Annotated in this window: 13 protein-coding genes; all 13 read right to left on the bottom strand. The window is 58.0% G+C overall.

Annotated elements, in window-relative coordinates; all coding sequences use genetic code 11:
* Nucleotides 1-895 (bottom strand): quinolinate synthase NadA (nadA, locus tag QVO43_RS07155; protein WP_288174709.1); only part of this gene is annotated, 895 nt, incomplete at its 3' end.
* Between the two features lie 201 nt (nucleotides 896-1,096).
* The gene (gene glmS / locus QVO43_RS07160) at nucleotides 1,097-2,926 is read right to left on the bottom strand and encodes a glutamine--fructose-6-phosphate transaminase (isomerizing) (protein ID WP_022487847.1); all 1,830 of its coding nucleotides are present in this window, start codon (nucleotides 2,924-2,926) and stop codon (nucleotides 1,097-1,099) included.
* 381 nt (nucleotides 2,927-3,307) lie between these two features.
* Nucleotides 3,308-4,651, bottom strand: coding sequence for a phosphoglucosamine mutase (gene glmM / locus QVO43_RS07165; protein WP_022487848.1), 1,344 nt, complete (start codon nucleotides 4,649-4,651; stop codon nucleotides 3,308-3,310).
* Nucleotides 4,652-4,685: 34 nt separating this feature from the next.
* On the bottom strand, nucleotides 4,686-5,336 hold the full coding sequence (gene hisIE / locus QVO43_RS07170) for a bifunctional phosphoribosyl-AMP cyclohydrolase/phosphoribosyl-ATP diphosphatase HisIE (protein WP_022487849.1): 651 nt from the start codon (nucleotides 5,334-5,336) through the stop codon (nucleotides 4,686-4,688).
* Nucleotides 5,333-6,091, bottom strand: coding sequence for an imidazole glycerol phosphate synthase subunit HisF (hisF, locus tag QVO43_RS07175; RefSeq protein ID WP_022487850.1), 759 nt, complete (start codon nucleotides 6,089-6,091; stop codon nucleotides 5,333-5,335). The genes hisIE and hisF overlap by 4 nt, the downstream gene beginning before the upstream one ends.
* A 3-nt stretch (nucleotides 6,092-6,094) precedes the next feature.
* Nucleotides 6,095-6,862, bottom strand: coding sequence for a 1-(5-phosphoribosyl)-5-[(5-phosphoribosylamino)methylideneamino]imidazole-4-carboxamide isomerase (gene hisA, locus QVO43_RS07180; protein ID WP_022487851.1), 768 nt, complete (start codon nucleotides 6,860-6,862; stop codon nucleotides 6,095-6,097).
* Nucleotides 6,859-7,473 (bottom strand): imidazole glycerol phosphate synthase subunit HisH, encoded by a 615-nt coding sequence (gene hisH / locus QVO43_RS07185; protein ID WP_022487852.1) that lies wholly within the window; start codon nucleotides 7,471-7,473, stop codon nucleotides 6,859-6,861. The genes hisA and hisH overlap by 4 nt, the downstream gene beginning before the upstream one ends.
* Before the next feature lies 1 nt (nucleotide 7,474).
* A complete protein-coding gene (gene hisB / locus QVO43_RS07190; protein WP_022487853.1) occupies nucleotides 7,475-8,062 on the bottom strand; it encodes an imidazoleglycerol-phosphate dehydratase HisB in 588 nt (195 codons plus the stop codon).
* Nucleotides 8,063-8,079: 17 nt separating this feature from the next.
* A complete protein-coding gene (locus QVO43_RS07195) occupies nucleotides 8,080-9,231 on the bottom strand; it encodes a pyridoxal phosphate-dependent aminotransferase (protein WP_022487854.1) in 1,152 nt (383 codons plus the stop codon).
* Between the two features lie 205 nt (nucleotides 9,232-9,436).
* Nucleotides 9,437-10,786 carry a histidinol dehydrogenase gene (gene hisD, locus QVO43_RS07200; RefSeq protein ID WP_022487855.1) on the bottom strand — a complete coding sequence of 450 codons (1,350 nt, stop codon included), beginning with the start codon at nucleotides 10,784-10,786 and terminating at the stop codon, nucleotides 9,437-9,439.
* On the bottom strand, nucleotides 10,783-11,433 hold the full coding sequence (gene hisG, locus QVO43_RS07205; protein WP_022487856.1) for an ATP phosphoribosyltransferase: 651 nt from the start codon (nucleotides 11,431-11,433) through the stop codon (nucleotides 10,783-10,785). Before hisG ends, hisD begins: the two co-directional genes overlap by 4 nt.
* Before the next feature lie 12 nt (nucleotides 11,434-11,445).
* Complete coding sequence (hisZ, locus tag QVO43_RS07210) at nucleotides 11,446-12,621, bottom strand: ATP phosphoribosyltransferase regulatory subunit (RefSeq protein ID WP_022487857.1); 1,176 nt, start codon at nucleotides 12,619-12,621, stop codon at nucleotides 11,446-11,448.
* Nucleotides 12,618-12,920, bottom strand: a complete 303-nt coding sequence (locus QVO43_RS07215; protein ID WP_022487858.1) for a YerC/YecD family TrpR-related protein — start codon at nucleotides 12,918-12,920, stop codon at nucleotides 12,618-12,620. The genes hisZ and QVO43_RS07215 overlap by 4 nt, the downstream gene beginning before the upstream one ends.
* Between the last annotated feature and the right edge of the window lie 177 nt (nucleotides 12,921-13,097).

Consider the following 13,097-nt stretch of genomic DNA (forward strand, 5'->3'; position numbering starts at 1 on the left):
CCAGCATCCGTTCCAGAGCCCTCCGGGCCTTGTTCCGGATCTCTTCCGGCACCACGATCCTGGGTTCCAGGGTCTCCAGGGACCGCTTCACCAGTTCCAGGGTGGTCTTTTTCATGTTGGGGCACAGCAGGTTGCCTCCTGCCATATAAAACTTCTTGTGGGGGCATTTCCATTCCAGCTGGGTCAGTACTCCGCATTCCGTGGCAATGATGAATTCCTGGTCCGGGCTCTGCTGGGCATAATGGATGATCCCCATGGTGCTGCCCACATAATCCGCCAGGGCCCGGACTTCCGGCCGGCATTCCGGGTGCATCAGCACTTTGGCGCCGGGATGGGCTTTTTTGACTGCCGTCACTTCTTCCACCGAAAGGGCGTGATGGGTGGGACAGGCTCCCCGCCAGGGCAGGATGGTGTGATGGGTCTTCTCCGCCGTAAAGGTGGCCAGGTTCTGGTCCGGTACGAACAGGATGGGCTGGTCCGCCGGCAGGCTTTCGATCACCTTCACCGCATTGGAAGAGGTGCAGCAGATTTCGCTGAGGGCCTTGACGCTGGCCGGCGTGTTCACATAGGACACCACCTTGTATTCCGGATGCTCTGCCAGAAAGGCCTTTACCCGGGATTCCAGGGTATCGTCGAACATCCGGCACCCGGCATCGATGGCCGGCAGCAGGGTGATTTTGTCCGGAGAAAGGATGTTGGCGGTTTCCGCCATGAACCGGACCCCGCAGAACACGATCACGTCCGCATCGGTCTGGGCCGCCTGCTGGGACAGGGCAAAAGAATCCCCGCAGAAATCAGCGATTTCCTGGATTTCCTCCGGTTGGTATACATGAGCCAGGATCACCGCATTCCGTTCCTTTTTCAAGCGGGTGATGGCATCGAACAAGTCTTCCATGGATCAGGACTCCTTTTGGGAAAAGGGGAACTCTCCGTTCCCCCTTTCGTATTTTGTGTACATTATACACGATTTTTCTTTCATTGTCATGTCAGCAGATGTCAATAGATAATGCAATGAGTCCATTGTAGCTGATTTTGGGGGAAAGTGCAAGGCGGATAAAAAAATGCTCCCCGCAGGGAGCATTTTATCCTTATGAATTTATTCCACCGTCACGCTCTTGGCCAGGTTCCGGGGCTTGTCCACGTCACAGCCTCTGGCCAGGGCTGCGTAGTAGGCCAGCAGCTGGAGCGGGATCACTGCCAGGATGGGAGCCAGGTCTTCGTCGGCTTTAGGGATGATGATTACGTTGTTGGCGTGTTTGGCCAGTTCCGTATCCCCTTCCATGCCGATGCCGATCACGATGGCACCCCGGGTCTTCACTTCCTGGAGATTGCTGATGGTCTTGTCATAGATGTTGGACTGGGTGGCCAGGACAATCACCGGCACACCTTCCGTTATAAGGGCCAGGGTCCCGTGCTTCAGTTCCCCTGCCGCATAGGCTTCCGCATGGATGTAGGAGATTTCCTTCAACTTCAGAGCCCCTTCCAGAGCCACCGCATAGTCCAGGCTCCGGCCCAGGAAGAAGGCATCTTCCCGGTTGGCATAGTTGGTGGCGTACACCTTGATCTGGTCCACATGGTCCAGGATGTCGTGCATCTGTTCCGGCACTTCCAGCACGCTCTGGATCAGTTCATGGAGCCGTTCGTCGCTGATCTTCCCTTTCAGGTTGGAGATGTACAGGCTCAGCAGCAGCATGACGATCAGCTGGGTGGTGTAGGCCTTGGTGGAGGCTACGGCGATTTCCGGGCCCGCATAGGTGTAGACCACCTGGTCCGCTTCCCGGGCGATGGAGGAGCCTACCACGTTGGTGACGGCCATGGTCTTGGCCCCCCGGCGTTTGGCTTCCTTCAGGGCTTCCAGGGTATCGCTGGTTTCCCCGGACTGGCTGATCACGATGCACAGGCAGCTTTCGTCGATAATGGGGTTCCGGTACCGGAATTCGGAAGCGATGTCCACTTCCACCGGGATCCGGGCCATTTTTTCAATGTAGTATTTGCCTACGATGCCTGCATGGTAGGCGGTGCCGCAGGCCACGATGAAGATCTTCCGGATGTCCTTCAGGGTTTCCGGAGTCCAGTTCAGTTCGTTGAAGACCACCTTGTCGCTGCCTTTGTCCACCCGGCCCCGGAGGGTATCCCGGACGGCTTTGGGCTGTTCGTAGATTTCCTTCAGCATGAAATGTTCGAAGCCGCCTTTTTCTGCCGCTTCCGCATCCCAGTTCACCCGAAACACTTTTTTATCGATCTTGTGACCTTCCAGGTCCTTTACCACCACTTTGTCCGGTTCCACCACGGCCATTTCCCCATCGCTGAGGATGTAGGTGTCCCGGGTCTTGCTGATGATGGCCGGGATATCGGAGGCAATGTAGTTTTCCCCTTTGCCCAGGCCGATGACCAGCGGGTTGTTCTTTTTGGCGCAGATCAGCTTGCTGGGATCCTTGGCGCAAAGGAACACCAGGGAATAGGACCCTTTGATGGTGTGGAGCACTTTCCGGACGGTGCTTTCAAAATCCCCGTCCCACAGATCTGCCATCAGATGCGGCACCACTTCCGTATCCGTATCAGAGCGGAAATGATGGCCTTTTTTCAGCAGAGCCTGCTTCAGAGGCATGTAGTTTTCAATGATCCCGTTGTGGACCACGGCGAACTGGCCGCTTTCGTCCGCATGGGGATGGGCGTTGATGTCGCTGGGTTTCCCATGGGTGGCCCACCGGGTGTGGCCGATGCCCAGGGTGCCCACCGGTTCGTGGCCCACGATTTTCTGGCGCAGAGCGTCCAGACGGCCCACGCATTTTTCCACGTCGATTTTCCCGTCGTTGTAAACGGCAATGCCTGCAGAGTCATATCCTCTGTATTCCAGCTTGCTCAGCCCTTCCATGAGAAAGGGAGTAGCCTGATGACGTCCAATATATCCTACGATTCCGCACATGTTGTTGTGCCCTCCTGCATATGGTAGTTACCGTCTGCCGCCGCCCCTTCTGTATGCCTCCGTTGCCGGAGGGATTTGTAGGACAGCTTACGGTGTGCAGCTTACCGAGAGGCATCCGCTGACTGATCGATGAACCTCTTCCTCGTCGGCCGGGCAAAGCCCGGCACCTGCGCTCCAGATTTGCAGAAATCCCCTTGCCCGTTCCCCCTCAAAAACAGGCGGCCCTCCAGTCCGGTATCCCCGGAGAGCATGTTTCCACAGATACTTTATGATACTATGTTTTTGCCATGGGGTCAACAGGAAAGGGGGTGCTGCCTGCGCAGCACCCCCGTCAGCAGTCAGCTGACAAAAAAAGGCGCTGCCTCAGCAGCGTCTTTTTCCTTATGCCAATTCTTTCCGCACCACTTCTGCAATGGCTTCGGTGATGCTGTCCAGTTCCACCTGGTTGGGGCCCTGGGCCATGATCCGGATCAGGGGTTCGGTGCCGCTGGCACGGACCAGTACCTGGCCGTCGTCCCCCAGTTCTTCCGTATATTTCCGGACCACATCGGCAATGGCCTGGTTTTCCTGCCAGCCGTTCTTGTCCTTCACCCGCACGTTCAGCAGGGTCTGGGGATACTTCACCATCAGTGCCCCCAGCTGGGACAGGGTCTGGTTGTGGCGGACCAGGCTGCTCAAAAGCTTCACCCCGGTCATCATCCCGTCCCCGGTGCGCACCAGGTCTCCGAAAATGATGTGGCCGGACTGTTCGCCGCCCAGTTTGTAGTCGTGTTTCAGCATTTCTTCCAGCACATACCGGTCCCCTACGGCAGTCTTCACCGTGGAGCCACCATGTTCCTTCATGGCTTTGGCCAGCCCCACGTTGCTCATCACCGTGGTCACCAGCACATTGTCCTTCAGCTTGCCGGCCTTCATCAGGTCCAGGGCACAGATCAGCATGATCTGGTCTCCGTCCAGCACGTCCCCGTTTTCGTCCACAGCCAGCAGACGGTCCGCATCCCCGTCGTTGGCCAGGCCGCAGTCGGCTCCCACTTCCTTCACCTTGGCCTGGAGTGCTTCCAGGTGGGTGGAGCCGCAGCCGTTGTTGATGTTGATCCCGTTGGGTTCATGGAAAATGGGGATCACATGGGCCCCCAGGGTCCGGAGGATGGCCGGGGCGATTTCACTGTTGGCCCCGTTGGCACAGTCCATGACCACTTTCAGCCCATTCAGCTTCACGTCGGCGCTGTCCACAATGTGCTTTACATACACCATGCCCATGTCCGGTTCCTGGATCACCCGGCCCAGGTTGGACCCGGTCACCGTGTTGGTATAATCCACCGGCTGGTTCACGATGGCTTCGATTTCGTCCTCCACCGCATCCGGCAGTTTGTAGCCGGTCCGGGCAAAGAACTTGATCCCGTTGTCTTCAAAAGGATTGTGGGAGGCGGAAATCACCACCCCAGCATTGGCTTCCAGCTTTTCCGTCAGATAGGAAACCGCCGGTGTGGGGATCACTCCCAGAAGATGGGCGTTGCCCCCGGCAGAGCAGATGCCGGCGGCCAGGGCGCTTTCCAGCATGGTGCCGGAAAGACGGGTATCCCGCCCGATCAAGATCTTGGGAGTCTTCACTTCCCGTCCAAAATACAGAGCCGCCGCGCGGCCCAGCTTGTATGCCAGTTCCACATTGAGTACAGGACCATTGGCGACGCCGCGGACGCCGTCCGTTCCAAACATTCTAGCCATCAGAGCCCTCCAGGTTGTTACAGGTATTTGCTGCTTATTTTTCTTCTTCCACTTTCCGGCCTGCCATTTCCACCAGCATTTCGCCGGGGGTGATGTTATGGTAAGCCAACAGCACTAAGCAATGATACCATAAATCCCCCATCTCGTAAACAACCTGGTCCGCATCGCTGTTTTTGGAAGCCAGGATGGTCCGGGTGGTATTGGCGCCCATTTCCGTCAGCAGCTTGTCCTGGCTGGGAGATGGCAGCAGCTTCCGGGTCTCTTTCTGTTTTTCCTGATAGCAGACGATCTGTTTGTACAGTTCGTTGATCACCTGGGGCAGCCGGTTGTCCGCCACAGGCAGGCTTTCTCCGGAAGCACTGTTCCACAGCGGGTTGAAGAAGCAGGAATAGTTCCCGGTGTGGCAGGCAGCCCCTTTCTGTTCCACTTTCACCAGCAGGGCATCCCCGTCGCAGTCGTAGGTGATGCTGTACACCTTCTGGGTGTGGCCGCTGGTGGCTCCCTTGTTCCACAGTTCCTGGCGGCTCCGGCTCCAGAACCAGGTATAGCCGGTTTCCACCGTACGGGCCAGGCTGGTGCCGTTCATGTAAGCCAGCATCAGCACCTTGTCCGTCTTCACATCCTGGACAATGGCAGGGATCAGGCCCCTGTCGTCAAACTTCAGCTTGCTGATATCGATTTTCATAACCGTACGTCCACTCCTTTGCTCCGCAAGTATTCCTTCACCTGGCGGATTGTGAATTTCCTGTAATGGAATACGGAAGCGGCCAGAGCCGCGTCAGCTTTTCCGGCGGTAAGGACTTCGTAGAAGTCTTCCAGGGAGCCCGCGCCTCCGGAGGCAATCACCGGTACGGGAACGGCTTCCGCCACTTTCCGGGTCAGAGGAATGTCGAACCCGTCCTTGGTGCCGTCCGCATCCATACTGGTCAGGAGGATTTCCCCCGCCCCCAGGGATACGGCCTTTTTCACCCATTCCAGGGCATCCAGCCCGGTGGGGGTGTGCCCCCCGTTGATGTACACTTCCCAGGAATCTTCTCCCCGGCGTTTGGCATCCACGGCCAATACCACACACTGGTTCCCGAAAGCTTCCGCGCCCCGGGTGATCAGGGTGGGATCCTTGACCGCCGCGGTGTTCAGGCTGGTTTTGTCCGCCCCGGCCAGGAGCACCGCCCGCATGTCCTCAAGGGAGGAAATGCCGCCCCCTACAGTCAGGGGCATGAACACTTCCCGGGCGGTCCGTTCGATGGTGTCCACCATGGACTTGCGCTTTTCCAGAGAAGCGGTGATATCCAGGAACACCAGCTCATCGGCCTGTTCCTTTTCATAAAGGGAAGCCAGTTCCACCGGGTCTCCGGCATCCCGGAGGCTGACGAAATTGGTCCCCTTTACTACCCGTCCGTCTTTTACGTCCAGACAGGGAATGATCCGTTTTGCCAGCATGGCTCACGCCTCCTTCGCAATCCTGACAGCCTGGCGAAGGTCAATGGCGCCGGTATACAGCGCCTTACCTATAATACACCCTTCGATGCCGTCTGTTTCTCTTTTTTTCAAAATTTTCAAATCTTCCAGGCTGGCCACCCCGCCGCTGGCGGTGACCGCAAGACCGGAAGCCCGGGCCACGTTCACCGTGGCTTCCACGTTCACCCCGCTGAGCATGCCGTCCCGGGCAATGTCCGTAAAGATGATCCGCCGGACGCCTGCTTCCGCCATTTTCCGGGCCAGTTCTTCCGCCTGGATGTGGCCGCTGGCTTCCCAGCCTTCCACTGCCACGTCCCCGTTCTTTGCGTCGATGCCCACCACGCTCCGGCCGGGCCCGTTCTTGGCGTCGATGCCCACCACGATCCGGCCGGGATACTTGTCACAGGCTTCCTTCACCAGTTCCGGATTCTTCACCGCCGCGGACCCCAGGATCACCTGATGGACCCCCCGGTCCAGCAGACGGGCGATGTGTTCCAGGTTCCGGATGCCGCCCCCCACTTCAATGGGGATGTTCCCCTGTTTCAGGATGGCGTCGATGGACAGCAGGTTCCGGCTTTCCCCGGCAACCGCCCCGTCCAGATCCACCACATGGATGCAGCTGGCCCCCTCATCGGCCCATTTTTTCGCCATGGCACCGGGATCGGTGCTGTATACTGTTTCTCTGGAAAAATCGCCCTTCACCAGCCGGACGCAGTTGCCTCCCCGCAGGTCGATGGCAGGATAGATGTTCATAGTTTCCACTCCTTGAAGGCTTTCAGCATGGCCAGGCCGGCGAAAGAGGACTTTTCCGGATGGAACTGGAAGCCCTGGACGCTGCCCTGGCCCACACTGGCCGTAATCTGGGTTCCATAATCGCAGACAGAAGTAATGATGGAAGGATCTTCCGGCACCGCATGGAAGCTGTGGACGAAGTACACATACTTCCCGTCCGCCTCCTTCAGCAAAGGAGAGGGATTCACAGTGGTGATCCGGTTCCACCCCATGTGGGGGATCTTATAGTCGGTGACGATTTTTTTCACCTGGCCCTTGAAGTATCCCAGGCCCTTCACCCCCGGTGCTTCTTCGCTGCCTTCAAAGAGCAGCTGTTCTCCCAGGCAGATGCCCAGGAAGGGTTTACCGCTGTGGAGAGCCTGCTGGACTGCTTCTTCCAGCCCCCGGCTCCGCATGGTGTCCATGCAGTCCCCGAAGGACCCCACCCCCGGCAGGATCACCCGGGGGGCCGCTTCGATGACCTTGGGGTCCCCGGAAATCACCGGGTTGGCTCCCACTTTCAAAAGGCCGTTGTACACAGAGTGCAGGTTCCCCCGGCCGTAGTCGATGATCACAATGGTGTCTTTGTCCATATTACAGAGCCCCCTTGCTGCTCATGACCCCGTGTACCCGGGGATCCAGGGCCACCGCCTGGCTCATGGCCCGTGCCACACCCTTGAAGATGGCTTCCAGCATGTGGTGGGTGTTCTTCCCATAGGGGACGTTGATGTGGAGGGTCAGGCCGCAGTTCATGGCCAGGGCCCGGAAGAAATCTTCTCCCATTTCCGTATCGAAGTTCCCCAGGGTCACCCGGGGGAGGATGTCCGCATTCCACACCAGGTAAGGCCGTCCGGAAAAGTCCAGGGCGATTTCCGCCAGGGCCTCATCCATGGGCAGCAGGAAGCTGCCGTACCGGTGGATGCCTTTTTTGTCACCCAGAGCCTGGGCAATGGCCTGTCCCAGGGCAATGCCCACATCTTCCACCGTATGGTGGCAGTCCACTTCCAGATCCCCTTTGGCCCGGACCTTCAGGTCCATGAAGGAATGGACCGCCAGCAGGGTCAGCATGTGATCCAGGAAGCCCACTCCGGTGGAAATATCCGCCTTGCCGGTGCCGTCCAGATCCAGTTCCACAGCAATCTGAGTTTCTTTCGTATTCCGTTCCACTTTCCCTTGCCGCATAACCATGCCTCCCTTGTTTATTGGATGATGTCCCGGATGGCCCCGATGATCTGGGGATTCTCTTCCGCTTTGCCCACGGTGATCCGCAGGCCCCCGGGCAGCCGGGGATTCCGGGAATAGTTCCGCACCAGGATCTTCCGGTCCAGCAGTTCCTGGAACAGGTATCCCCCGGCAGCCATGGCTTTTTCACTGCTGGGCAGGTCCCCGGCACCGGCTTTTTCCGCCAGTCTTTCCAGAGCCTTCCCTGCCGGCAGGGCCAGCAGGAAGTTGGTGGCGCTGGGCAGCACCCGGAATCCCAGGGCTTCCAGGTGATCCCGCAGGTATCTCCGGCCAGAGACCACCGCTTCCACCCGCTGCCGGAGCACTTCCGGCTTGCTGTACATCAGTTCCGCCGCCAGGATGGACACCCCGTTCACCGTGTAGGGCAGCAGCACCTTCTTCAGGATCTTCATGAGAGGAGCGCTGCCGATGCCGTAGCCGATCCGGAGATTGGCCAGCCCGTAGGCTTTGGAAAAGGTCCTCAGCACCAGCAGGTTATCCACCTGGTTCACCAGGTCCAGGGTAGACAGTTCCTCCATTTTCCCTTCCTCCACGGCAAATTCCATGTAGGCTTCGTCCATAATCACCGGGCAGTCCACACTGCGGATGATTTTTTCCATGGAAGCTTTGGGGTTGAAGTTGCCGGTGGGGTTATTGGGGTTGCAGATGATCAGAAGGGCCGGTTTTTCTTCCTTGCAGAAACTGATGACCCCCTCCGGATCCACGAACCCGTCCGCCGTCAGCGGGAACAGCACCGGCTGGCTGTCCGCCAGGATGGCGTAGGTCTGGTACATGGAAAAAGAGGGATTGGCGGAAGCGATCTTCCTCCCGGCGCCTCCGAAGGCATAGCAGGCCTTCTCCAGCAGTTCGCTGGACCCGTTCCCGATGGCCACCTGGGCAGGATCGAACCCCAGCCGGTCAGCAATGGCCTGGCACAGGTCTTCCCCGTGCATGGAGGGATACCGGTTAAAGGCATGTTCCGCCAGACGGGTCCCCAGTTCCAGACGGATTTCCGGGGTCATATCCCAGTTGGTTTCATTGGCATTGACAACAATGTCTGCATCAGGTACGGTTTCCACCTGATAGTCTTCGATCCGGGCCAGACTCTCCCGGGCAAGCAAATCGCTCATAACAGCGCCCCCTCATTGATAGATTGCAGCGTAAAACCGTAGGGGGCGCAGGCCCGGCGCCCCGCCACAGGCACGGACAAACGTTGATTTGGCGGGCGGCCGGGCCTGCCGCCCCTACGGAAACGATATACACATTCAGAAAAATTTGCAGGCAAATTTTATCCAACGGCCGTTGACCGTTGACAATTGACCATTGACAGTCTTGTTACAGCTGCTTCTCCTTCCGGATCCGGATGGCATTGGCGTGTGCCTGGAGCCCTTCCGCTTCCGCCATGGCGATGATGTCATCGGCTGCTTCCGCCAGGGCTTCCCTGGTATAGGAGATGATGCTGGTCTTCTTCATAAAGGTTTCCACATTCAGCACGGAATAGAACCGGGCGGTACCGCCGGTGGGCAGGATGTGGTTGGGGCCGGCGTAATAGTCCCCCAGAGGTTCCGGAGAATAGGCTCCCAGGAAAATGGCGCCGGCGTTCCGGATCTTGGGCACCAGGGCAAAAGGTTCCCGGGTGTTGATTTCCATGTGTTCCGGAGCGGAAATGTTGGCCATGTCCACCACCGTATCCATGTCCTTGGCCAGGATGATCTTCCCCTGCACTGCCAGGGACTGGGCGGCGATTTCCTTCCGGGGCAGCTTCTGGAGCTGGACTTCCACTTCGTCCGCCACCTTGTTGGCCAAGGTTTCATCATCGGTGATCAGGATGGCGCAGGCCAGAGGATCATGTTCCGCCTGGCTCAGCAGGTCCGCCGCCAGGTACTGGTAATCCGCCGTTTTGTCCGCCACAATGAGGATTTCACTGGGGCCGGCCAGCATGTCGATATCCACATGTCCGTAAACCGCCTTCTTGGCCAGGGTCACGAAAATGTTCCCGGGGCCGGTGATCTTTTCCACTTTGGGAATGGTTTCCGTACCAAAAGCCAGGGCGGCAATGGCCTGGGCCCCTCCCATTTTGTAGATTTCCGTAATGCCGATCTCTTTGGCGGTGGCCAGCACATAGGGATTCATCTTCCCGTCCCGGCCGGCAGGGGCAGCCATGGCGATCCGGGGCACCCCGGCCACTTTGGCAGGCACCGCGTTCATGATCACGCTGGAGGGATAGGCGGCAGTACCGCCGGGGACGTAGATCCCCACGCTGTCCACGGGAGTCATCTTCTGGCCCAGGAAGGACCCGTAGGCCCGGGGCGTCAGCCAGGTCTTGGGCAGCTGTTCTTCATGGAACTTCCGCACATTGGCAATGGCCCGGCGGATGGCCCCCATGGTCTTTTCATCCACGGCCTTTTCCGCTTCCGCAAATTCCTCTTCCGTCACCCGGATGGTGGCCGGGGTCAGGTCCGCCCCATCCAGCTTTTTGGTATATTCGAACAGGGCTTCATCCCCCTTGTTCCGGATGTCGTTGACGATAATGTCCACTTCTTCCGCTGCGGTGAGAGGCCGGCCGAACATTTTTTCCACAGCCGCCGCCACTTTCGGGGACAGCTTCACTTCATCAAAAGATTTCTTTTCCAGGAGACGGCTGATTTCTTCTGCCGTGCTTTTTCTTTCATCATAGACTTTCATTCCGGTTTTTCCTCCTTCAGGACCACTTTCAGATCTTCCACCAGCTTCCGGATCCGGTCGTACTGCATCTTGAAGCTGACTTTATTGGCAATGAGACGGGCAGTGGACGGGAACACCGTGGCCACTTCCTTCAGATGATTTTCTCTCAGGGTACGGCCTGTCTGGACAATATCCACGATCATTTCGCTGAGCCCCACAATGGGCCCCAGTTCGATGGAGCCGTTCAGTTTGATGATTTCCATCTGCATCCCCAGTTTGTCGAAGAAATCCGCGGCACACTTGGGATACTTGGTGGCCACCCGCATATGGGCGTAATCGGTGATTTCCGGCAGCACTTTGGCTTCCGGCACCGCCATCATCAGATGGCAGCCCCCGTAGCCCATATCCAGCAGTTCGTAGATGTCCTTCCGTTCCTCGTTGAGCACATCTTTGCCGATGATCCCGATGTCCGCCGCCCCGTATTCCACATAAGTGGGCAGGTCCACGGTCTTGACGATGATGAACTTCACTTTAGTCTCTTCATTGGTGATAACTAGCTTACGGGAATCCTCCACCACATTGTCCGCGGCGTAGCCCACCTTGGCCAGCAGTTCCACAGACTTGGCGAAAAGTTTTCCCTTGGGCAGGGCAATTGTCAAATAATCCATTCCCGTTCTCTCCTATCCTACATATGCTACGGCTTCACACCGGTTGGCTGCACAGGCCTTGGCCGCTTCTTCCGGGGTCAGGGCGTTGGTGGCCACCTTCACGTTCTTGCCGCCGTTCCGCAGTTCCAGGGCTTTCTGGATGGCTTTTTCCTGGCATCCCGGGGCCCAGGCCACGTAAATGTCCCATTTGGATTCCCGGTTGAACCGGCCGTCCCGGCGCAGGGACAGGATGATACGATCGATGCCCAGGGCAAAGCCCGTAGCCGGTTCCGGATCCCCGAAGGCTTCCATCATATGGTCGTACCGGCCGCCGCCGCAGATGTTGAACCCGATCTGGGGGGCATAGGCTTCGAACACCATACCGGTGTAATAGTCGAAATTCCGGATCAGGGACAGGTCGAAGGACAGGTACTGGGCCACTCCGTAGGCTTCCGTCAGCTTGTAGATGGCTTTCAGGTTCTTCAGGGCATCCAGGCTCTTCTGGTTCTTCACCCGGCCTTCCAGAGTATCCAGCAGGTCCCGGCCGCCCTGGAGGTACAAGAGCTCCCGGAACAGGTCCTTCAGCTCTTTGGGGATGAACCGGTCAGCAGCTTCTTCCAGTCCCACCGCGTTGTGGGTGAGGATCATGGTCTTTACGAAGTCCGCCTGTTTTTCCGTCAGCCGGGCTTCTTCCATAAGCCCGGCCAGGAAGGCGCTGTGGCCTACGCTGATCAGGAAATCCTGGAGCCCGGCAGCTTTCAGGCTGCTGACTGCCAGGGCCAGCACTTCCGCATCCGCCATGGGCGCTTCCGCTCCGATCATTTCGATCCCCGCCTGGGAAAATTCGCACTGCCGGCCGGCCTGGGTCTGTTCATGGCGGAACACATTGGCAATGTAGAACAGCCGTTTCACACCCTTGTCGTTCTTCAGCCGGGTGGCCACCATCCGGGCCAGGGGGGTAGTCATTTCGCTCCGGAGCATCACTGTCCGGTTGTTCCGGTCCATGAACCGCATGCTTTCGTCGCTGATGCCGGCGCCGCTTAAAGCGAAGGTGTCGGCGTATTCAAAGGTGGGGGTGATGGCTTCGTCATAGCCCCAGGAAAGGAAGTTCCCGGCCACCCGGTCTTCCAGTTCCCGTTTCAGCCGGGCATCCCCCGGCAGGATATCTTTGGTCCCGTAAGGGATCCGCAGTGCAGTACTGTTGCTCATTTCTCTTTAGCTCCTTCAGTCAAAATGGGGATCAGGGTTCGGTATCCACCTGCTCCATAGTTCAGACAGCGATTTACCCGGGATACCGTGGTGCTGCTGGCGCCCGTATCTTTGACGATCTTTGCATAGTTTTCGCCCCGGTGAAGACGCACCGCCACTTCCAGCCGCTGGCTCAGGGCCTTCAGCTCGTTGGGGGTGCAGATGTCTTCCAGGAAGGCCAGGCTCCCGTCCACATCCTTCAGCAGAGTGAAAGCCTTGGCAAGCTGTTTCAGTTCCCGTTCGTTCAATCCGGCTACCATGATCGTAACCCCTTTCTGTATCATAGGAATCCATGCGGTGCCGGTGTTCCGGCACAACCGCTTTACTGTTTTAATACTTTACTACGATGATGCGATAAATGCAAGTAGTTTTTTTGAATTTGTGAAAATCTTTTTGGCCGGCCCGCCCGTCCCGGCCGCCCAGAGGGCAAAAACTTC

This window comes from Acidaminococcus sp. CAG:542, assembly GCF_000437815.1.
GTDB lineage: Bacteria > Bacillota > Negativicutes > Acidaminococcales > Acidaminococcaceae > Acidaminococcus.

Bases quoted from the DNA above. Each gene is read 5' to 3' on its own strand.
- glmS (WP_022487847.1), bottom strand. From the start codon at position 2,926: ATGTGCGGAATCGTAGGATATATTGGACGTCATCAGGCTACTCCCTTT.
- glmM (WP_022487848.1), bottom strand. From the start codon at position 4,651: ATGGCTAGAATGTTTGGAACGGACGGCGTCCGCGGCGTCGCCAATGGT.
- hisIE (WP_022487849.1), bottom strand. From the start codon at position 5,336: ATGAAAATCGATATCAGCAAGCTGAAGTTTGACGACAGGGGCCTGATC.
- hisF (WP_022487850.1), bottom strand. From the start codon at position 6,091: ATGCTGGCAAAACGGATCATTCCCTGTCTGGACGTAAAAGACGGACGG.
- hisA (WP_022487851.1), bottom strand. From the start codon at position 6,862: ATGAACATCTATCCTGCCATCGACCTGCGGGGAGGCAACTGCGTCCGG.
- hisH (WP_022487852.1), bottom strand. From the start codon at position 7,473: ATGGACAAAGACACCATTGTGATCATCGACTACGGCCGGGGGAACCTG.
- hisB (WP_022487853.1), bottom strand. From the start codon at position 8,062: ATGCGGCAAGGGAAAGTGGAACGGAATACGAAAGAAACTCAGATTGCT.
- QVO43_RS07195 (WP_022487854.1), bottom strand. From the start codon at position 9,231: ATGAGCGATTTGCTTGCCCGGGAGAGTCTGGCCCGGATCGAAGACTAT.
- hisD (WP_022487855.1), bottom strand. From the start codon at position 10,786: ATGAAAGTCTATGATGAAAGAAAAAGCACGGCAGAAGAAATCAGCCGT.
- hisG (WP_022487856.1), bottom strand. From the start codon at position 11,433: ATGGATTATTTGACAATTGCCCTGCCCAAGGGAAAACTTTTCGCCAAG.
- hisZ (WP_022487857.1), bottom strand. From the start codon at position 12,621: ATGAGCAACAGTACTGCACTGCGGATCCCTTACGGGACCAAAGATATC.
- QVO43_RS07215 (WP_022487858.1), bottom strand. From the start codon at position 12,920: ATGGTAGCCGGATTGAACGAACGGGAACTGAAACAGCTTGCCAAGGCT.